Genomic DNA, 21,058 nt, shown 5'->3' with positions numbered 1-21,058 from the left:
GAGACTGGAACAAGAATTGCTGTAGCTTGCAATCTTTCTAGTCTCTTCGATTATCTAGAATCAATAAATATTCTATTGCCTACTATTCATTCTTTTTAAAACAAGGTAAAATAATAAATGAAAGTAAACGATAAAGGTGTGTAGACAATGAATACTATCTTAACAGGTGATCGTCCAACTGGTAAATTGCACCTAGGACATTACGTAGGTTCCTTAAAAAAACGAGTAGAAATGCAAGCAGACCCTACAAATCAATTATTTGTCATGATTGCAGATTTACAAGCATTGACAGATAATGCAAAAAATCCCGAAAAAGTTTCAGCCAATGTTTTAGAAGTTGCTTTGGACTATTTAGCAGTTGGTTTAGACCCTACGAAAACAACAATTTTTATCCAATCGCAAATTCCACAGTTAGCTGAATTAACAATGTACTATCTAAATTTAGTGACCACGTCACGTGTTCGTCGGAATCCAACGGTCAAAGCAGAAATTGAGCAAAAAAAATTTGGGGAGGGTGTTCCGACAGGATTCTTTATTTATCCCGTTTCACAAGCTGCTGATATTACTGCCTTTCAAGCGAATTTAGTCCCAGTTGGGGAAGATCAAAAACCAATGTTGGAACAAGCGCAAGAAATTGTGCATAGTTTTAATCAGACGTACGGTGAAGTTTTAGTTAGACCGGAAGCTGTGTTACCACCAAAAGGCATGGGACGCTTGCCAGGAATTGATGGCAACGGAAAAATGAGTAAGTCGTTAGGTAATGGTATTTATCTTTCAGATCCAGCTGAAGTGGTACAGAAAAAAGTAATGAGTATGTATACCGATCCAAATCATATTCGTATAGAGGACCCAGGACAAGTTGAAGGAAATATGGTCTTTACTTACTTGGATGTTTTTGGGAAAAATAAAGAATATATTGAAGAATTAAAAGAGCACTATCGCCATGGTGGTTTAGGAGATGTGAAAATTAAACGTTACTTAATTGATGTCCTAGAAGAAGAACTCGCACCGATTCGTCGACGTCGTGAAGAGCTGGCTAAAAATCCAGAAGCGATTATGGAAATGTTGCATAAAGGAAGTCTTGCTGCTGAAAAAGTGGCAGCACAAACCTTAACAGAAGTCAAAAAAGCAATGGGAATTCAATATTTCTAAGCAATAAAAGAACTGGAACGAGTCAAAAGAAGAATGACTTGTTCCAGTTCTTTTTAAGTGGTTTGAAATTGACTATTATATAAGCTGGCGTAAAGAGTCGGAGCTTGTAATAGTTCCTGATGCGTTCCTTTTTCAATAATATCGCCATTTTTCATCACTAAAATTAAATCAGCATTTTCAATTGTGGATAATCGATGAGCGATAACGAAGCTTGTTCGATTTTCTGTGACAGTTTCCATCGCTTTTTGAATATGGGCTTCTGTTCGTGTGTCCACACTCGAAGTTGCTTCATCGAGAATAACAACGGGCGGATTTGCTAAAATGATTCGGGCGATGGTTAATAACTGTTGTTGCCCTTGTGATAATGCACCATTTTCGCTAGAAATAATTGTATCATATCCTTGAGGAAGGGTCCGAATAAAATGATCACATTGAGCAATTTTAGCTGCTTCAATTATTTCTTCACGAGAAGCATCTTTTTTTCCATAGGCAATATTATCTGCTACGGTTCCTTCAAATAGCCAAGTGTTTTGTAAAACCATGCCAAATAAATTTCTTAGATTTTGTCGAGAAAGTTTCGTAATATCAATCCCATCAAAAGTAATGGCGCCTTGATTTATTTCATAGAAACGCATTAATAAGTTGACTAATGTTGTTTTACCAGCGCCGGTGGGTCCTACAATGGCCACTGTTTTTTTCGGTTGAACAGAAAAATCAACATTTTTCATTAAAATTTTTTTTGGTGTGTAGCCAAATTGAACATTTTTAAATTCAATGGCTCCTTTAGGAGAAGAAATAGTTTCTAAATGAGTTGCTTCTGGCTGTTCATCAGCTTCATCTAAGATAACAAAAATCCGATCAATGGAAGCCATCGCTGCTTGAATTGAGTTAATGACATAAGAAGCGGTAGAAATCGGCTCAGAAATTTGGTTGATATATTGCAAATACGCTTGCAAGAAACCAATCGTAATACCACCAGATAAAACGAGCATTGCGCCTAAGATAGCACTAATAATAAAAGCCAACTGATTAATAAAACGAATAGCTGGATAAATCGCAAAATTTAGAAACTGTGCTTTTTTAAAGGCACGATAATGTTGTTGATTAACAGCATCAATTGTTTTTTCAGCATTTTGTTGTTGATTAAAGGTTTTTGTGACCAAATTTCCTGCTAAATATTCTTCCATCTTATTATTTAATTGACCTAATTCAGCTTGACTTTGATCAGCAAACACCTTGTTTTTATTCGCAATTTTTGTCGTCATGAAAGTACTGCCGCCAATTAGGAGCAACACTAAAATGGTTAATTTTGCATCAATATAGAACAACATGATTCCTGCAAAAAGGATAGTCACGACGGAAGTGAAAAATTGGTTGATGCCTGTTAAAAGAACTTGTGACAACTGGTTTAAGCCAGTTGTTGAACGACTAATGATATCGCCCACTTGGTGATTGTCAAAGAAGGCCATTGGTAAAGTTTTAAACTTTTTTGTCACTTCTTTTCTAATTCTTAAAGTAACCCGTTCGCTTAAAGAAGCCATTGCTCGTTCCTGAATAAAAGAAGTGATACTACTAATGATTGAAAAGAGAATTAAAAGTAAGACGGGACCTAAGAGCGCTTCTTCAACTAAAGAAAGTGTCATGCCTTTGAGCCCGACACGCTTGATAGCTTCTAAGAGGTTATCAATCCCGATTGCCATAATATAGGTCATGGCAACAATTAATAAGTTTCCAATTAAACTGCAGATCATTAGACCATAAAAGATTGGATGCTCAGGTTTAATCATTTTCCAGAAACGTTTAAAGCTTTGAAGATTCATTGTTTTTTTCATTGTATGGCTTGAAAAGAAAACTTTCTTTCAAGCAGTCACATCCTTTCTTTAATTACTTGGGTAAGATACCTTGCGATTTAGCAAAGTCTTGGTAATAGCTATTAGTGGTAAGTAAATCAGCGTGGGTGCCTTGACCAACAATCCTTCCTTCATCTAGGACGATAATATTGTCAGCGTTCATGATTGTACTTAACCGTTGAGCAACAATGAGTAAAGTTTTGTCCGACATTTGTGCATGTAAAGCGGCACGTAGAGCGGCATCAGTTTTGTAATCTAATGCGGAAAAGCTATCATCGAAAATATAAACATCTGCCGGTTTGATTAAGGCTCGTGCAATACACATTCTTTGTTTTTGACCACCAGAATAGTTGGACCCGCCTTGTGCTACGAAACTTTCAATCCCTTGTGGTAAGGAATCGATAAATTCAGAAGATTGTGAAATTTCTAGTGCCGTTCTTATTTCTTCTGTAGTTGCTTTGGCATTTCCCATTAATAAGTTTGATAAGATTGTCCCACTGAAAAGAAAGGCTTTTTGTGGCACATAACTGATGACTTGGCGAATCGTTTGCTGAGATAATGAGCGGATATCTGTGCCAGAATAGCTAATCGTGCCGGCTGTGACATCATTTATTCGTAAAAGTAACTTAACTAAAGTACTTTTACCAGCGCCAGTTGCCCCAACAATCGCCGTTGTTTTTCCTTTAGGGATGACAAAACTAACATTTTCTAAAACAGGATCAGCTGTTTCTGTGTATTGAAACGTGACGTGATCGAAGCAAATCAAGGCTTTCTCAGGATGATAAGCAATGGTTGCTTCAGTATGAGGATCGCTAATTTCAATTTCTTCTGACAAAACTTCTTGCAAGCGATTCAAGGAAGCAACGGACCGTGGAATGACAACTAATACCATAGCCGCGATCATTAAGTAGGCCAAAGTTAGAAGCGTATATTCAATCACAGCTGTAACGGTGCCAATTTGTAGGGTGCCTACTGCAACTAAATTACCGCCAAACCACAAAATAGAGGCGTACACAACGCCCATTAATAAAAAGGCAACGGGAGTAATCCAAGCAAAGATTTGATTCACTTTACTCATGCGTTCAGCATAATTTTTAAATGTTTGATTGGTTCGCTGCTCTTCAAAGTCTTGATTATTGAACGCACGAATCATATTAATTCCAGTAAAGAACTCTCGTAAAGTCGTAGTAATTCGATCCATTTTTGGTTGAATTTTTAAAGATAAAGGGGTACCTTTTTTCATTAAAAAATAAACAACCACTAAGTAAAATACGATGGAAGCCAATGTTACCCAAGCGAGTGAAACTGAATAAGAAAATGTCATCACTAAGGCAAATAAACTAATAATAGGCGCTGGAAAGATTAATTGGCAAAACAGCACAATCATTGTTTGAACATTATCTACATCGTTGGTCATTCTAGTTAGCAAAGAATTTGAACCAAATTTATCAACATTTTTCATCGAGAATTGTTGAATTTTTTTAAAGAACAATCCTCTAACTTGAAAACCAAATTTAGCAGCTACTAAAGCAGACAAATAGCTAGAAATAATTGCGGCAATTGTTCCAATGAATGCCACAAGAAACATTTGTATGCCAATCGTTTTAATTACTTGTTGGTCACCGCTAACGATGCCCACATCAATCAACTTGCCAACTAATTTAGGGACGCCAAGGGTTCCTGCGATTTGCAAACAGATGGTTAAAGTTGTCGCAAGAACAATCCATTTATTTTCTTTAATAAACTCTTTCATTAATTTCATGAAATTTCCTCCTTAAACAATACCGTTTTAGCTGTTACAAAGAGTCATTGTACACGTTCAAGTAACTTGAATGTCAACAGTAGAAATGCTAAACTTTTTGATGGAGGGAACAGTATGGAAAAAAATTACACAATAAAAGATGTTTCTGAGTTGTTAAATATCCCTAAGTCCACGATTCGTTATTGGGACGAGCAAGGGTTGATTAGTACAACACGCAATGAAGAAAACGGATATCGAACCTTTGATTTAGAAGATTTGTTCAAAATATATGATATTGATTTTTATCGAAAAATGGGGATTCCTATCAAAGATATGTTGAATTTGTATAAAAAGACACCTACCGATCTCTATGCCACCATGGAAGCAACAGAAGAACAACTGGGGCAAGAAATAAAAAGGCTTCAACATAAATACAAAGAAATTAAGAAAAGAAAATTACATTTACACGCGTTAATTGATTTAGAAACATTGGTTTTTTCAGATGAACCAATTCCTTTTGATAAAATTGTTGTTGTTGATATTGAGGATCCAGAAGAGATGAAAGTTTACATGGAACACATTTCAACTTTAGGTATTTATGGGGATTTAAGTGAATCCAATGAACTGACGTATGGGATTTGTTTGGCAAATCATGTGAATAAAAAAAGTTTAGATAAAGTGATTTGGTTCAAAGAATCAAGTAGCCAATACAAAGGCTTTATTTTAAAAGTCAATACACAAGATACCCGTTTGAATAATATCGAAGAAGTAAAAAAGCGTTTAGCAAAACAAGGATTTGAAACAGGCATCGTTGTCGGGGAGCATATCTTGACACAACTAGAAGAGGAGAATCAATATATTGAATATTATTATGGTTGGATTGAAATTTTAGGGGAAAAGTGAAGTAATTGAAACAAAGAAGGAACTAGCAATAGCAAATGTATGTAGTGCGCCCCCAAAGTTAGACCAAAAAATCTAACTTTGGAGGCGTATTTAAATTGGCAAAATACGATTATGCATTCAAGAAAAAAGTAGTAGAAGCTTATCAAAATGGCGCAGGAGGTTATCGAACACTTGCGAATCAATTTGATATTGCTTCACTTTCGACTGTTCGTAAATGGGTTAAAACAGTCGAAAAATTTGGATTTAACGCACTTCATCGAAGAGTAAATTACCAACATTACTCTTCCAAATTCAAGCGGGATGTCATACACTATTATTTAACGAGTGGTGACTCTTATCTGACTGTCGCATTGAAATATGGTCTGCCAAACGATACCTTAGTCCTGGCTTGGCACCAGAAATTTCTAGAAACAGGCATAGAAGGGCTTTCACCAAAACAGAAAGGAAGACCTTCTATGTCAAAGAAAAAGAAACCCGTTCAGGTGAAAAAAACACGAACACGTGAACAAGAATTAGAACATGAAAATGAACTATTGCGAGCGGAACTAGCCTTCATAAAAAAGCTCCGCGCTTTAGGAATGAATATCCCGGAACGACTCAAGAACGAGATGCCCGAATCATCCACGAACTCCGAAAAAAATTCCGATTAACAATCTTACTGGAAGCAACCAAATTTCCTAAAGCGACGTATATGTATTGGCAAAAGCGATTTGAGCGAAAAAATCCCAATCAAAAATTAGAAGCCCTGATTAAGAAAATTTTTGACGAAAACAAAGGAAACTATGGCTATCGCCGTATTCAATTAGCTTTAAAAGAACAAGGATTGAACGTAAACCAGAAAAAAATTCGTCGTCTTATGCGTAAACTTGGCCTAAAAGGGACAAAATTTATTCGTAAATCAAGAAAATATAATTCCTACAAAGGAACCGTTGGCTATGGCGAAAAAAACCGTCTACATCGTCGTTTCTACACTTCAGTACCCCATCAAAAGCTAACAACAGATACCTCTGAATTTAAGTATTATGAACGTGATCAAAGTGGAAAGATTCAAATAAAAAAACTCTATTTGGATCCTTTTCTTGATTTATTTAATGGTGAAATCTTGTCTTACCGTATTTCTAAACAGCCGAATGCCAAAGCAATTCTTGAGGCACAAAAAGAAGCCATTGATAAAACGCAAGATTGTCCATATCGGCGCACTTTTCATTCTGACCAAGGTTGGGGGTACCAAATGAAGCAGTACAAAAAGCAATTAACCAGTCACCAGATCTTTCAAAGTATGTCTCGAAAAGGCAATTGTTTTGATAATTCTCCTATGGAGAATTTCTTTGGTTTACTAAAACAAGAAACCTACCATGGCATTATTTATTCTAGTTTCGAAGAACTAGAACAAGCAATTGAGGAATGGATTGATTATTATAATCATCAACGAATAAAGACAAAACTAGGGTGCAGTCCCGTTCAATTCCGTAAACGGTTCGTCGCATAAAAATACCGACCAGATTTCTCCAGTCGGTATTCGGTCTAACTTTCGGGTCTCACTACAGTAGCTAAGCTAGTTCCTTTTTTTATTTATAACAAGAAATCCAACATATTGTGTGTGCATAAAGGCAAATAGAAAAATAGTAGTGAAATAGCTAGGAATAATAAAGAACCAGCTTGCATTAAAACTGCAAAAAAATAAACTACAATTAAACGAATTGCTCTAGTGTTTTTACGGATAAAATTCAAAAATAGTCCTCCTCAAAAATAATTAGAGGATAACCTTTGTGAAACTATCAAGTTCTCAGGTTTTATAAAACAAATACACACTAGTAAAATCGCTTTATGAGTGAGGCTTATCCAATTATTTTTATGGTTCTTAAACAGTTGTAAAAAAAATATCAGATAAACGTTTTCACAAAGAACAGTCAATTCGGTAAATTTTTACCTTAAAATGACACAAAATCTATAATTTGTTTCTCAAATCCTATAATTTGTTCCTTAAAAAGATATTATGAAAACGCTATTATATTTATGAAAGGAGCGAAACGAATGAAGAAGAAAAACGGGTTTTTTCAAAATGTATGGCGTTATAAGGCCTTAATCCTTATGGCGTTACCAGGATTTATCTGGTTTATATTTTTCTTCTATATACCAGTCTTAGCCAATGTGGTCGCATTTAAAGATTTTCATATTTCACCAGATGGTTTCTTAGCTAGTCTAAGAGAAAGTCCTTGGGTTGGTTTTGAAAACTTTAAATTTTTATTTGCGTCAAAAGATGCTTGGTTAATTACTAGAAACACCATTTTGTACAATGTCGTCTTTTTAGCCTTTAACTTATTCTTCGCGATTGCTTTTGCTATTATTATGAGTGAATTAAGAAATCGTCGCTTGGTTAAAGTTTATCACACGATGTCATTGCTACCATATTTCTTATCTTGGATGGTTATTAACTATTTTGTTTATGCCTTTTTAAGTCCAGATAAAGGGATTTTGAATCAATGGATTACTGGTAATGGCGGCACAATGATTAACTGGTATGCAGATCCACGTTGGTGGCCAGTAATTTTTGTCTTCCTAAATGTTTGGAAGAGCCTAGGCTACAACAGTATTATCTACTATGCTTCTGTGATGGGGATTGATCCGACATACTATGAAGCAGCGATGGTAGATGGTGCCAACAAATGGCAACAAATAAAAAATGTTACGATTCCACAAATTTTACCAATGATGTCTGTTTTATTAATTTTAAACATCGGCGGTATCTTCAGAGCAGACTTTGGTTTGTTCTACATCGTACCAAGAAACTCAGGTGCGCTTTACAACGTGACAAGTGTGTTAGATACCTATATTTACAATGGCTTAACGGCTACTGGTGATGTAGGCATGACGGCAGCTGCAGCGTTATATCAATCTGTCGTTGGGGCATGTTTGTTATTAATTGCGAATTTAGTTGTTCGTCGAATTGAACCAGATTCAGCACTATTTTAGGAGGAAGGATTATGAAAAAGAAAAAAGTCACTAGCGTTAACGTTCGATCCTTCAACCCGACAGCGAATTTGATTTTCAATATTGTCATTGCTATTTTTGCTATTTCCTGTGTGGTTCCGTTTTTCTTTGTTATTATGATTTCATTGACAAGTGAAGGATCATTAGCAGCAAACGGCTACCGGTTTTGGCCAAAAGAATTTTCATTGGAGGCCTATCGTTACATTTTCCAAGGGGCAATGAGTCAACGCATTATTCATGCCTTAGGGGTAACGGTCTTCATTACGGTGACAGGGACGATTGTCAATGCAACAATGACGTCATTATATGCCTATGTCATTTCTCGTTCCAACTTTCCATTTAAAAAATTCTTTACATTGTTTGCGTTAATTACAATGTTATTTTCACCAGGGATGGTTGCGAACTATTTAGTAATGACAAACTTATTGCAATTGAAAGATACAATTTGGGCGTTAATTTTGCCTTTAGCTTTAGGACCATTTAATATTTTAGTGATGCGAACGTTTTTCAAGAAAACCGTGCCTGACAGTATTATTGAATCGGCACGTATTGATGGCGCAAGTGAAATGCGCATTTTTGTCAGCATTGTGTTACCGCTAGCCGTTCCAGGGATTGCCACAATTAGTTTGTTTGCGGCTTTGGGTTATTGGAACGATTGGTTCAATGCGTTACTTTACATTCAAAAAGATACCTTGGTGCCATTACAGTATTTATTGATGAAAATTCAAAACAACTTAGAGTTCTTATCAAGAAGTACGGATATGGGTGCAGCAGCACAAGAAGGCTTAGGCGTTCTACCAAGTGAATCGGCTCGAATGGCGATTGTTGTCTTATCTACGTTACCAATTGCGTTAACTTACCCATTCTTCCAAAAATATTTCGTGGGTGGTTTAACAATCGGCGGCGTGAAAGAATAAAATTGTACAGGAGGAAATAAGGAATGAAAAAATGGCAAAAAGGATTAGCCGTAGCTGGCGCAGCAGCTTTAGCTGTAGGACTAAGCGCATGCGGTAAATCTTCAAAAGATGCAGCGTCAAAAGGTGATGATAGTACACCAACGTTATTAATGTATCGTGTTGGGGACAAACCAGATAATTATGACCAATTAATCGATAATGCGAATAAAATTATCGAGAAAAAAATTGGGGCAAAATTAAAAATGGAATTTGTTGGTTGGGGCGATTGGGACCAAAAAATGTCAACAATCGTTGCTTCTGGTGAAAGCTATGATATTTCATTAGCACAAAATTATGCAACGAATGCACAAAAAGGCGCCTATGCTGATTTAACTGATTTAGCACCTAAATATGCAAAAGAAGCCTATGATCAATTGCCAGATAACTATATTAAAGGAAATACAATCAATGGAAAACTGTATGCGTTCCCAATTTTAGGTAACTCTTACGGTCAACAAGTTTTAACTTTTAATAAAGAATATGTCGATAAATACAATTTAGATATTAGTAAAGTCGATGGTAGTTATGAAAGTGCAACGGAAGTTCTAAAAGAATTCCATAAAAAAGAACCAAATATTGCTGCTTTTGCTATCGGCCAAACATTCTTTGCAACAGGTAATTATGACTTCCCTATTGGTAACCAATATCCATTTGCAGTAAAAACAACTGATACTGGCTCACCAAAAATTATTAACCAATATGCCGACAAAGACATGATTAATAACTTAAAAGTCTTACATCAATGGTATAAAGATGGCTTGATTCCAACAGATGCTGCTACAAGTACAACACCATATGACTTAAATACCAATACTTGGTTTATGCGTCAAGAAACACAAGGACCTATGGATTATGGTGATACAATCTTAACACAAGCTGCTGGTAAACCACTTGTTTCTCGTCCACTAACAGAACCATTAAAAACAACATCACAAGCGCAAATGGCTAACTATGTTGTTGCAAATACGTCTAAAAACAAAGAAAAATCTGTTGAATTGCTAGGCTTATTAAACAGCAATCCAGAATTGTTAAACGGACTTGTTTATGGTGAAGAAGGCAAACAATATGAAAAAGTTGGCGATGATCGCGTGAAATTATTGAAAGATTACACACCAACAACTCATTTGAGTGCTTGGAACACAGGAAACAACTTAATCATTTGGCCAGAAGAATCTGTCACTGAAGAAATGGTTAAAGAACGTGATAAGAGCATCGAAGAAGCAAAAGATTCACCAATTCTTGGTTTTACTTTTGTAAATGATAAAGTTAAAACTGAAATTACTAACGTTGCTACAGTTATGAACCGTTACGCAGCAAGCTTAAATACAGGAACTGTTGATCCAGAAGAAACACTTCCAAAATTAATGGATGACCTAAAAACAGCTGGCTGGGATAAAGTTCAAAAAGAAATGCAAACACAATTAGACGAATATATCCAATCTCAAAAATAATCACAGGAGGCTGAGGCATTAGCTGAGCGCTTTTGGCTCAGCCTTTTACATAATAGAAAGGAAGAGGAAGATGGAAAGTACAGGGATTCAGCGGTTGTTTTACCTTTCCTGGACAGTAATCAAACTAAATTTACTGTTTGTTTTATTTAGTTTAGCTGGAGGGATTATTTTTGGTGTTGGTCCAGCACTCCAAATGATGACTGATTTCATTTTGGAAGAGGGCATGAATTATCAAGCAATCACCGTTAAACGAGCATTTGAATCATGGAAAGCACATTTTAAAAGAAGTAACTGTTATTTTCTACTTTTTCTCTTCACTTTAGGATTTGTTTTTTATAATATTTATTTAGCCGTTCAATTTACCGGAATAATGTGGTTAATTATTACGTTTATTTTATTTTTTGTTTCCCTAATACTCGTTATTTTTTACATTTATATGCTACTATATGAAGGAAGCTATTTTATCTCAACTATTGATTTAATGAAGCTTTCATTTATCAGTATCTTTTTAAACCTCGGTGTATTTTTTAAAGTCTTATTCGGTGTAATTAGTATCGTTGCTTTAACTTGGAAAATGAAAGGACTGCTACTATTTGCTTCGTTTGCCTTAATTATGATGTGGTGTGCCTATGTCACGCGTAAAAATCGCCAGTTTATTGATGGAAAGTTGGAACAAAATGAAGCGAATCTTCAAAAAACTGTTTAAAAAAAAATATTTATTAAATCGATTAGTACAAAAATACAGTCTACTGTTAACAAGTATTATTTTGTTAACGGTGGCTGCTTTGTGCGTTTATGTTACTTATACAATTAACTTATCAATTGATTCACAAAAAAATAACGCCGTTTCCCAAATTGACAGCTATGTAACGAATAAAAATAATGCAGCGACGAATATGATTAATGAATTAGCTGGCTCTGCAAGTAAAATTGAAAACATGCGAAAATATATGGAACTTTCTCCTCCTGAGTATTTTGACTATACTTACAGTCAATGGTCGGAAGATCGGGTCAGTACCCACTTTGGAAATAATTTAAGTACATTATTTAGCACCTTTCCTGACTTAGAAGAAGTGATTATTCGCTTAGATGAATTTGATCAGGTTTTGTTCGCCAATCGCACAGCTACAAATGGGAAAAAAATGGATATGTCATCAATTAAAAAACATGGCTTTCAACTAATGCGAATTATCTCCGATCCTTATACAGGACAACCGCTGGGAGAATTGTACACTGTGTTTTCAAGTCAAGAATTGCTAGGCAACCAAGCAGACTTATTGAAAAAATCAGGTATTAATGCGTTTATCTATGATAGTGCTGGGAATCAAATTTTTTCTGAAAAAGCACAATTTACCAAAGAAGAAGAGCGGCAACTAGATAAAAGAATGCACACCGATAGTGACATTCAACAGGTTTTTCATAATCGCTACGATATTACGGAAATAGAAAGCAGTGGCCGGAGTACCATTCTCTTATTAACAAGCCGCCGAGTCTTATTTCAACAATTGTTTATGAATTATGCAGCCATTTTAGGGATTGGGTTACTTTTGATTGTTATTTTATTAGTGGGCTTAAACCGCCTGTTTAAACGCTATTCTCAACAAGTCCAATTAATTTTAGAAGCGACACGAGCCATTGGCGATGGCAATTTAAAAGAACGAATTGACACGAATCAAGTTCAGGAAGAGTTGAATGATATTGCTTCCGCGATTAATTTTATGGTAGACAGTTTAGATCAATACATTCACGATATTTATACTTTAGAAATTAAGCAACGCGATGCTCACATGAGAGCATTACAGTCGCAAATTAATCCTCATTTTCTTTATAATACGTTGGAATATATTCGTATGTATGCCTTGAGTCGGCAACAAGAAGAACTAGCTGATGTTGTCTATGCTTTTTCAACGTTACTTAGGAATAATATTAACCAAGAAAAAACCACGACCTTGGCAGAGGAAATCTCATTTTGCGAAAAGTATGTGTATTTGTATCAAATGCGTTATCCCGACCAATTTGCCTATAAGTTCGAAATAGAAGAAGCAATTGCTGATGTCGAAATTCCTAAGTTTATCATTCAGCCGCTTGTCGAAAATTATTTTGTGCATGGAATTGACTATCAACGACAAGACAATGCTATCAAGGTCCACGCCTACCGAGAAGGCGAAAAAATTATTGTAGCTGTTGTGGATAATGGAAAAGGAATTAACGCCAATCGGTTAGAGGAAATTCGCGAACGTTTAAATCAAACAGAAATAGAAACGGAACAATCCATTGGGTTAAGAAATGTTCATGAACGTTTACAACGCTTTTTTGGGGAGAGTTATGGTTTAACCATTGAAGGGAAAGAAGGAGAAGGGACGACAATTCGTCTTTCGTTTGTAGCATAAGGGGTGAAAAGATGTATCGAGTGATGTTTGTTGATGATGAATATATGATTTTAGAAGGCTTAAAATGGATTATTCCTTGGCAAGAGTTAAACTTTGAAATTGTTAAAACAGCGCGTAGTGCGCAAGAAGCATTGGCTTTTTTAGAAACAGAATCCATTGATGTTTTATTAACAGATATTACGATGCCGGAAATGAGCGGGATCGAATTAATTGAGCAAGCAAAGAAAAAAGGACATCAATTTATTAGTTTAATTTTATCAGGTTATCAAGAGTTTGATTACGTCAAAAAAGGCATGGCTTTGCAGGTCCAAGATTATCTTTTGAAACCAGTCAATAAGCAAGAACTATTAGCCAATATCCAGAGAATTAAAACAGAATTGGACCAACAAAAAAAATCCCATGCCCGCGTGCGTCTATATCTAGAAAATGGCTTGATGCGTTGGCTTAATGATGAAATCAGCGAAGGGGAATACGAAGAGTTAATGCAGCAATTTGCGACTATAAAACCAGGTGATTTTACCGTTTTATTGGTTGAAGCTGAAATGCCATTTTTAGAAACAATCAAGGAACTATTTATGAAAAAAGGCCAACTGTTATTCATTGAAAGTTGGATGAGTACGTACCACCAATTGTTACTTATCTATAAAGGGGCCAGACAAGAAGCGTTCTTATTTATTCGTGAAATTGAAGCGATTCTAGCTGGTCAAGGTCAGATTTTTGTAGGGGAATCTGTCAATGAATGGGAAACGGTTTATGAAAGTTATGAGAAAGTAAAACAGTTGCAAGCAATTGAAACGTTCTATCAAGAATTTCTGCCAAATAATCAAAAAGAACAAATGAATCGTTCGGCAGAAGATTTTACTTTCCTAGCGTTTAACCAAGCCTTGATGATTGGGGATATGCAGACCATTCAACGGGAATTAGATGCCATTTTCAATCAGTTAAGTCAACAACACGCTACGCCAGAATATGTACGCTATGTAGTCTTCTTACTTTTTTCAGATATTTCCCGTCAGTATCCAACTGTGTTAGAAGAAAACTATGAAAAAATTGTGGAAGAAATTCGAGCCAGCAACAATCTTAATACACTGTATGCGTTAATGCAGCAAGTCTTGGCAGAAGTGAAAAATAAACCTAAAATAAAAAAATATTCAGAAAGTGTTAGCCAAGCTGTAGAAAGAATTGAACAAGGCTATTTAGAAGAATTAAACTTAAAAACGGTGGCGGATGAGCTTCATTTGAACCCTAGTTATTTAGGCCAAATTTTCAAAAAAGAAACCAAGCGGAGTTTTTCTCAATATTTAAATCAAGTGCGTACCAAGCATGCCCAGAAATTATTATTGTACACGGATGATACAATCAACGAAATTTCAGAAAAAGTAGGATTTAACAATACCAACTATTTTTCAAAAATGTTTAAAAAATTAAATGGAATTACGCCAAAAGAATTTCGAGAGCAATACCAATCAAATTACGCAGGTGTCGAAGAATAAAAAGAAAGATGTTCAATTTTTATGAACATCTTTCTTTTTATTATTTTTCCGTACTTAATGAAAACGGTCGTTCTGCTGTGTTTTGTGGATTCGGGACGATCCCTAATTGATAATCTAAAGTCCCGCCGTTTAATAGTTCTTGATGAGTAAAATAAGGCGCAGTATGTTTTTCTTGGTTTAACTGAATTTCATGAATAAATTGTTGTTGGACTTTGTTTGGTGATGTCTGAATGGTTAATTGTTTACCATTTGACAGTTTTACTTCCGCCGTCTGGACTAAAGGCATCCCGATTACATATTCACCAGTTCCTGGTGTGACGGGATAAAAGCCTAAGCTATTAAAAATATACCAAGCAGACATGCTGCCATTGTCTTCATCACCTGGATAGCCAGTTGGTGAAGCATCAAATGTTTGCATTAGTTGTTTTAAAAGTGGTTGAGCCATCTCTGGTTTGCCGATGTAGCTGAATAGAAACGGATAATGGAAACTTGGTTGATTTGAGATGGCTAATTGACCAAAATCAATTGCCGCCATTTCACTCATTTCATGAATTTCAAAACCATAGCCTTCAACGTTAAAGTTAGGCGCTTGATTGCATAGCTGAATTAATTTTTTTTCGAAAGCTAACTCGCTACCATATAGCTTAATCAAACCTGCAAAATCTTGATAAACCGCAAAACTTGATTGCCAAGCACTTCCTTCGGCGTAATCTTTGCCCCAACGAATATCTAAAAAGTCAGGACGGAAATTGCCTTCAGTATCCTTTGCTTGCATAAAGCCAGTTTCAGGATTAAAAAGTTGTTGATAATTCAAGGCTTGTTGACGATAAAACGTTGCGGTCTCTGAATCATTCAATGTTTTTGCAACTTGCGAAATACAGAAATCGCTGTACGCATAGTCTAAGGTATGATTGACAGATTCATGATAGGTTGAAGGAACATAGCCATATTTTAGATAATCCAGAGTTCCTTGACGTCCATAATTTTCTCGTTCGCTTTGTTGTGTGGCGCCTTTTTTCATCGCTTCTAGGAACTGAGGCATCAAGTCAGGACGAATCTTTTTCACGGCGGCATCAGCAATGACAGCGTCAATCAAGGTGCCGGGCATTAAACCACGCTCATCTGGAGATAACCATTTTGGCAAGAAACCTGTTTCGTTGTAACTATTTAAAAAGCCTTCTAGCATCTCTTCGTATTTTTCTTGAGCAATTAGTGAGAACAATGGGTAAACCGTTTTATAAGTATCCCAAAAGCCATTATTGGTATATAGTACACCAGGACGAACCGTTTGCGAGAACGTATCATAATGAATCGGCTGCTGATTTTCGTCCAATTCATAAAAGGTTTGCGGAAATAGGAATGTTCGATACAGTGTATGATAAAACGTTTTAGTATGTTCAGGATTTTCATGCGTTACTTTAAGACGATCGAAATAATTATGCCAATCTGCGATTCCTTGTTGCAGCATCTCAGTAGAACGCAAAGAGATTTCTCGCGCTAAATTTAACTGCGCTTGTTTTTCAGAAATAAATGAACTACTAAAATGAACAACTTGTTGAGCAATATTTCCAAAAGAAAGAAGGATTTTGCCATCTTCACCTGAAGAAGGGGCAAACCATTTGGTTAAAGGCTGTTCAAAATGAAGCACAAAATAAAAACTAAAATCTGGATCTTCACAACCAGAATAGTTGATGACTTTTACAGCCACTTGATGGTCATCTAATTGTTTTACTTGATAACGTCCAGGCAGAGTTAGTAGCAAGTGATTATCTGTTTGTTGATAATCAATGGTTAAGATACCACCATACATGCTTGGGATTAATTGAGAAGTTATTTGATAGCGTAATTGAGTTAAGTTAATTTCGACAGGAGAAAAAAGGCTTTCTTCTGGACGATAAGAACTTTGGGCATGGAATAAAGAAAGTTCCGACAATGAACCACTGACAGGGGTCATTAATAAATGGCTAAAATCACCCATCCAAGGACTTGGTTGATGCGTTACTCGATAGCCTTGAAATGTTCGATCTTCTGGATGAAACCACCAGCTGCCTTTTTGGTCAGTTGTTTGCGGGGCGTAAAAGTTCATCCCAAATGGCACGCCAGTATAGGGTAGACAATTTCCATTTGAAAAACTATGTTGGTTGGCAGTTCCGTGTCGCGTATCAATCGCTTGAATATTCATGAAAGTAGCTCCTTTGTTTTAAATGATATATCATATAGGCTGATTATAGCACAAAAAACGAGAAATGAAAGCGTATTTATTCGCTTTTTTATTTATTTTTAACGAATTGGTATATTCAATTTGGAGAGGGAATTGACAAGCATGTTACAATGGATAAGGAATCGATATTGGAGTGATTGTTATTTATTTTTTTAGTACAAAAAGTCAGCAATTTTTTGCGTATGTTTGGGCCATTTTCCCAGTCATCGCCTTTTTTTTGGTTAGTTTTTATACATTGGATTTTTTATTTTCCCCAAGCTATTTAATTATGGTGCCTGTATTTACTATTATGTTTAAAATTAACTATAAAAAAGATTATTCGTTTGTAGCGCTGCTCAAAATGAGTATCAGGCAATTTGTGATCAGTTTTTTAGCATTTATAGCTAGTAGTTCCTTTAGCTGGTCTATTATTTTAAATAGTAGTGTGACATTTTTAATTGTTTATTTATTTTATTCATCTGCGACACCGATGCGGTATCATAGTTATTTGATGATGTTTACGTTTTGTCAGTTAATCCAGGTTAAAGGAAATACATTTTTGATGCAATCTCAAGTTGTGGCCTTTTTAATTGGTCTTTTTTTATTGGCTTTAACATTAAACGCTTGGTGGCAAACAGGATTAAGTCAGTTAACCAGCTTAAAGAGTAGAGGCCATAAAAGCATTCAATTAAATATGAAGCAACAAAAATTGGCGGTTGTTAATTTCTGGCACGACTTACAACAGACTTTTTTTGGGATTACAAGTTTCAAACAATTTTTAGAAAGTCCTGACGAAAGGGTGCAACGATTTCGTTTAGCTATTCGTATGAGTTTCACCATTACGCTGAGTTTTATTTTAATGTGGAGTGTAGGAGGCATTAAAATAATTTGGATTCCGATGAATGTTTTTCTACTCTTGCATCCAGTGAAAGCAGAAATGAACACGCGTATTAAGACACGTTTTTGGGGAACTCTTTTAGGATGTTTCCTTAGTCTGTTTGTTGTCAATTGGCTTCAATTGCCACTGACACACCTCGTTGTTTCTAGTTTGATTGGCATTTTTGTTTATTCCCTAAAACCAGGAACCGTGTTACAAGTGACAATGGCAACGATTTTTGGGTTATGTTTGGCAACAATTAGTTTACGAGGGATGTACGCCGCAGAGTTGCGGGTCTCTTTTGTATTATTGGCAATTTTTGTTGTTTGCTTAATTGATTTAGGTTTATTTGTTTATCAGCGTATTTTACGTTTTTAAAAAGTGTGGCACAGAGGGTTATTTACCCTCTGTGCCACACTTTTTAATTTTCTAAATTCGTTAATTTTTCCAAGTAATGATTTTCTATTTGCGGAAAATCTATTTTTTCTGGTGCTGCATCAGGAGTTTCAACTACTTGCTTCAAGCGATTGAGAACAATTGACCAACCAGCGATATCTTTATGGCGAGGTGTTGTAAAATTTTCTGGGAGAGATTCTGAAAAGACTAACAGGGTCTGGTGAGGTGCTTGTTCTTTTAAGTCAAAATAGATGATACCAGTATCCCAAGTCACGCCCAGATATTTTTCCTCTGCATAGTCAGTGAAAGGCATTGTTTCTTCAAAATCGGGCAGAATAAACCGCCAAAACCCGTTAACACCTAATTCACCAATTTCTAATTCTGGAAACCATTGTTTTAGCTTGTCTGTCTCAGTTAGGTAGCGCCAAATCGTTTGAGGGCTGGCTGAAATTGCCCGTTCTGTACCAAAATAAATCGTCTGGTTTTCTAAGCGAAAGGTATCTTTCATTTTGTTTCTCTCCTTTATTTATTATTCATGAAGTTCTAAAGGTAGTCCATCTGGATCAAAAAAGAAGGTCATTTTTTCACCCGTAAAATCATCTACTCGTAGCGGTTCTGTTTCAATTCCTTGCTCATTTAAAAAAGCAATCACTTCTTCAATATGTTCAACTTTAAAAGCTAAATGACGTAATCCTAAAGCTTCAGGATAAGAGAGGCGAGCGGGAAATTGATCAGAAATAAAAATTTCCAATTCTTGGCTGCCTAATTTTAAATCTAATTTAATATCGTTTTTTTCGGGACGATGATTTTCGCGAAGAACTTCAAAGCCCAACTTTTCGACATAAAAATTTTTAGTTGCTTGATAATTTGAGGCATTGATTGCCACATGATGAATTTCTTTAAAAAACATTTTTCATACTCCTTTTCGTTTTTTCCCTCTGTAGTATAGCAATAAAGAAGCAGCTAAAAAAGCGTTCTGTTTGACTCTTTAAGAAAAGACAAGGGATTTGTAAAAAAATAAAATTATTTTTTCGAAAGAAAGCGCTTGCCAAAAAAAGAATAATCGAGTATGATGTATATACAACTTAATTGTATATACAAGTTTGAGAGGAGAATGTAAAATGGGTAAGTTTCAAAGCGATGCACAACAGTTGTTGAAAGCAGTAGGAGGCAAAGAAAATATTTCAGCTGTTTCTCATTGTGCAACTCGAATGCGTTTTGTATTAAAAGATCCAAAAAAAGCGGATGTACCTGTGATTGAAGATATTCCTTCTGTAAAAGGAACCTTTACAAATGCTGGACAGTTTCAAGTAATTATTGGGAATGAAGTCCCACAATTTTATAATGATTTTTCTGCAATTTCCGGTTTAGAAGGGGTTTCAAAAGAAGAAGGGAAAGCAGCTGCCAAAAGTAATTTGAGTCCTGTTCAACGAGTTGTTTCTGTTTTAGCTGAGATTTTTACACCATTAATTCCTGCACTTGTTATCGGGGGATTGATTTTAGGGTTCCGCAATATTTTGGAAGGGGTTCCATTTGGCTTTCTTGATGGTCAAACAATCGTGGAAGTTTCTCAATTTTGGAATGGAGTCAATTCATTCTTATGGTTAATCGGCGAAGCAATTTTCCACTTCTTGCCAGTTGGGATTACGTGGAGTATTACGAAGAAAATGGGAACCACACAAATCTTGGGGATTGTCCTAGGGATTACATTAGTCTCACCACAACTTCTGAATGCTTATTCAGTTGCGACGACTAAAGCAGCAGAAATTCCTTTCTGGGATTTTGGGTTTGCACAAGTTAACATGATTGGTTATCAAGCGCAAGTTATCCCAGCCATGTTAGCCGGCTTCTTGCTTGCCTATCTTGAAATTTTCTTTAGAAAAGTGATTCCTCAAGCAATTTCAATGATTTTTGTCCCATTGTTTGCTTTAGTACCAACAGTATTGGCTGCACATGTCATTTTAGGACCAATCGGTTGGACGATTGGTAGTTGGGTTTCTGATATTGTAAATGCTGGATTAACGTCAACATTTAATTGGTTATTTGGCGCCGTCTTTGGCTTTATGTACGCACCATTAGTCATCACTGGGTTGCATCATATGAGTAATGCGATTGATTTACAGTTGATTGCTGACTTTCAGTCAACCAACTTATGGCCAATGATTGCTCTATCAAATATTGCACAAGGTTCAGCGGTTTTAGCAGTTATCTTTATGCATCGTGGAAACAAAAAAGAAGAACAAGTTTCGATTCCAGCGATGATTTCTTGTTACTTAGGTGTGACTGAACCAGCGATGTTTGGGATCAACTTAAAATATGTTTATCCATTTGTTGCGGGCATGATTGGTTCAGCAATGGCCGGAATGTTTGCCACTTTAATGGGCGTTCGTGCGACAAGTATCGGCGTCGGTGGCTTGCCAGGAATTTTATCTATTGTGCCACAATATTACTTGCCGTTTTTAGGCGCAATGGTGATTGCTATTATCGTACCAATGGGCTTAACTTATATTTTCAGAAAGAAAGGCATTTTTAATAAAGTCGATCCAGTTGATGAAGCAACAGGGATGTTATACAGCGAAGAAGGATAATCGCTTTTTGAAGTAAAGAAGAATTCGTAGACATTTTTCTACGAATTCTTCTTCTTTTTATAGAAACTAT

The 21,058-nt window shown here is 35.9% G+C and carries 16 protein-coding genes; 11 read left to right on the top strand and 5 right to left on the bottom strand.

Annotated features, from left to right (window positions below; all coding sequences use genetic code 11):
- Positions 1–147: 147 nt before the first annotated feature.
- Complete coding sequence (gene trpS / locus IGJ24_RS09155) at positions 148–1,152, top strand: tryptophan--tRNA ligase (RefSeq protein WP_002362895.1); 1,005 nt, start codon at positions 148–150, stop codon at positions 1,150–1,152.
- 53 nt (positions 1,153–1,205) lie between these two features.
- On the opposite strand, the gene IGJ24_RS09150 is transcribed toward trpS, so the two are convergent.
- Both IGJ24_RS09150 and IGJ24_RS09145 read right to left on the bottom strand, forming a co-directional pair.
- Positions 1,206–2,984: an ABC transporter ATP-binding protein gene (locus IGJ24_RS09150; protein ID WP_438775397.1), complete on the bottom strand. Its 1,779-nt coding sequence runs from the start codon at positions 2,982–2,984 to the stop codon at positions 1,206–1,208.
- Positions 2,985–3,036: 52 nt separating this feature from the next.
- Positions 3,037–4,764, bottom strand: coding sequence for an ABC transporter ATP-binding protein (locus tag IGJ24_RS09145; RefSeq protein ID WP_289865863.1), 1,728 nt, complete (start codon positions 4,762–4,764; stop codon positions 3,037–3,039).
- A 66-nt stretch (positions 4,765–4,830) separates the two neighbouring features.
- Here IGJ24_RS09145 and IGJ24_RS09140 point away from each other — a divergent pair, with 66 nt between their 5' ends.
- The 8 genes from IGJ24_RS09140 to IGJ24_RS09105 all read left to right on the top strand — a co-directional run bounded on the left by IGJ24_RS09140 (position 4,831) and on the right by IGJ24_RS09105 (position 14,927).
- Entirely contained in the window at positions 4,831–5,646 is an 816-nt protein-coding gene (locus tag IGJ24_RS09140; RefSeq protein ID WP_289865862.1) for a MerR family transcriptional regulator, read from the top strand.
- 95 nt (positions 5,647–5,741) lie between these two features.
- A protein-coding gene (locus IGJ24_RS09135) for an IS3 family transposase (protein WP_104837045.1) occupies positions 5,742–7,135 on the top strand; the annotation gives its coding sequence in 2 pieces (ribosomal slippage) (positions 5,742–6,282 and positions 6,282–7,135; 1,395 coding nt in all).
- A 527-nt stretch (positions 7,136–7,662) separates the two neighbouring features.
- Positions 7,663–8,619 carry an ABC transporter permease gene (locus tag IGJ24_RS09130; RefSeq protein ID WP_002356852.1) on the top strand — a complete coding sequence of 319 codons (957 nt, stop codon included), beginning with the start codon at positions 7,663–7,665 and terminating at the stop codon, positions 8,617–8,619.
- 11 nt (positions 8,620–8,630) lie between these two features.
- Positions 8,631–9,554: a carbohydrate ABC transporter permease gene (locus IGJ24_RS09125; RefSeq protein ID WP_002359877.1), complete on the top strand. Its 924-nt coding sequence runs from the start codon at positions 8,631–8,633 to the stop codon at positions 9,552–9,554.
- A 23-nt stretch (positions 9,555–9,577) separates the two neighbouring features.
- Positions 9,578–11,044, top strand: a complete 1,467-nt coding sequence (locus IGJ24_RS09120; RefSeq protein ID WP_002362904.1) for an ABC transporter substrate-binding protein — start codon at positions 9,578–9,580, stop codon at positions 11,042–11,044.
- 70 nt (positions 11,045–11,114) lie between these two features.
- Positions 11,115–11,750 carry a YesL family protein gene (locus IGJ24_RS09115; protein WP_002362905.1) on the top strand — a complete coding sequence of 212 codons (636 nt, stop codon included), beginning with the start codon at positions 11,115–11,117 and terminating at the stop codon, positions 11,748–11,750.
- The gene (locus IGJ24_RS09110; protein ID WP_353890758.1) at positions 11,704–13,434 is read left to right on the top strand and encodes a sensor histidine kinase; all 1,731 of its coding nucleotides are present in this window, start codon (positions 11,704–11,706) and stop codon (positions 13,432–13,434) included. The genes IGJ24_RS09115 and IGJ24_RS09110 overlap by 47 nt, the downstream gene beginning before the upstream one ends.
- A gap of 11 nt (positions 13,435–13,445) precedes the next feature.
- Positions 13,446–14,927, top strand: coding sequence for a response regulator transcription factor (locus IGJ24_RS09105; RefSeq protein WP_289865385.1), 1,482 nt, complete (start codon positions 13,446–13,448; stop codon positions 14,925–14,927).
- Positions 14,928–14,967: 40 nt separating this feature from the next.
- On the opposite strand, the gene IGJ24_RS09100 is transcribed toward IGJ24_RS09105, so the two are convergent.
- Complete coding sequence (locus IGJ24_RS09100; protein ID WP_002376945.1) at positions 14,968–17,109, bottom strand: GH92 family glycosyl hydrolase; 2,142 nt, start codon at positions 17,107–17,109, stop codon at positions 14,968–14,970.
- A 172-nt stretch (positions 17,110–17,281) separates the two neighbouring features.
- Here IGJ24_RS09100 and IGJ24_RS09095 point away from each other — a divergent pair, with 172 nt between their 5' ends.
- Positions 17,282–18,382: an FUSC family protein gene (locus IGJ24_RS09095; protein ID WP_010823815.1), complete on the top strand. Its 1,101-nt coding sequence runs from the start codon at positions 17,282–17,284 to the stop codon at positions 18,380–18,382.
- Positions 18,383–18,425: 43 nt separating this feature from the next.
- Here IGJ24_RS09095 and IGJ24_RS09090 read toward each other — a convergent pair whose 3' ends face one another.
- Complete coding sequence (locus IGJ24_RS09090) at positions 18,426–18,908, bottom strand: SRPBCC family protein (RefSeq protein ID WP_002356863.1); 483 nt, start codon at positions 18,906–18,908, stop codon at positions 18,426–18,428.
- A 21-nt stretch (positions 18,909–18,929) separates the two neighbouring features.
- Positions 18,930–19,310, bottom strand: coding sequence for an SMU1112c/YaeR family gloxylase I-like metalloprotein (gloA2, locus tag IGJ24_RS09085; RefSeq protein WP_438775396.1), 381 nt, complete (start codon positions 19,308–19,310; stop codon positions 18,930–18,932).
- A 211-nt stretch (positions 19,311–19,521) separates the two neighbouring features.
- Between gloA2 and treP the strand changes: the two genes are divergently transcribed.
- Complete coding sequence (gene treP, locus IGJ24_RS09080; RefSeq protein WP_002383776.1) at positions 19,522–20,988, top strand: PTS system trehalose-specific EIIBC component; 1,467 nt, start codon at positions 19,522–19,524, stop codon at positions 20,986–20,988.
- Positions 20,989–21,058: the final 70 nt, after the last annotated feature.

This window comes from Enterococcus sp. DIV0546, from assembly GCF_051712785.1.
Classification (GTDB): Bacteria; Bacillota; Bacilli; order Lactobacillales; family Enterococcaceae; genus Enterococcus; species Enterococcus faecalis.
This window is presented reverse-complemented; position numbering and strand designations above follow the sequence as displayed.

Bases quoted from the DNA above. Each gene is read 5' to 3' on its own strand.
- trpS (WP_002362895.1), top strand. From the start codon at position 148: ATGAATACTATCTTAACAGGTGATCGTCCAACTGGTAAATTGCACCTA.
- IGJ24_RS09150 (WP_438775397.1), bottom strand. From the start codon at position 2,984: ATGAAAAAAACAATGAATCTTCAAAGCTTTAAACGTTTCTGGAAAATG.
- IGJ24_RS09145 (WP_289865863.1), bottom strand. From the start codon at position 4,764: ATGAAATTAATGAAAGAGTTTATTAAAGAAAATAAATGGATTGTTCTT.
- IGJ24_RS09130 (WP_002356852.1), top strand. From the start codon at position 7,663: ATGAAAGGAGCGAAACGAATGAAGAAGAAAAACGGGTTTTTTCAAAAT.
- IGJ24_RS09125 (WP_002359877.1), top strand. From the start codon at position 8,631: ATGAAAAAGAAAAAAGTCACTAGCGTTAACGTTCGATCCTTCAACCCG.
- IGJ24_RS09120 (WP_002362904.1), top strand. From the start codon at position 9,578: ATGAAAAAATGGCAAAAAGGATTAGCCGTAGCTGGCGCAGCAGCTTTA.
- IGJ24_RS09115 (WP_002362905.1), top strand. From the start codon at position 11,115: ATGGAAAGTACAGGGATTCAGCGGTTGTTTTACCTTTCCTGGACAGTA.
- IGJ24_RS09110 (WP_353890758.1), top strand. From the start codon at position 11,704: ATGGAAAGTTGGAACAAAATGAAGCGAATCTTCAAAAAACTGTTTAAA.
- IGJ24_RS09105 (WP_289865385.1), top strand. From the start codon at position 13,446: ATGTATCGAGTGATGTTTGTTGATGATGAATATATGATTTTAGAAGGC.
- IGJ24_RS09100 (WP_002376945.1), bottom strand. From the start codon at position 17,109: ATGAATATTCAAGCGATTGATACGCGACACGGAACTGCCAACCAACAT.
- IGJ24_RS09090 (WP_002356863.1), bottom strand. From the start codon at position 18,908: ATGAAAGATACCTTTCGCTTAGAAAACCAGACGATTTATTTTGGTACA.
- gloA2 (WP_438775396.1), bottom strand. From the start codon at position 19,310: ATGTTTTTTAAAGAAATTCATCATGTGGCAATCAATGCCTCAAATTAT.
- treP (WP_002383776.1), top strand. From the start codon at position 19,522: ATGGGTAAGTTTCAAAGCGATGCACAACAGTTGTTGAAAGCAGTAGGA.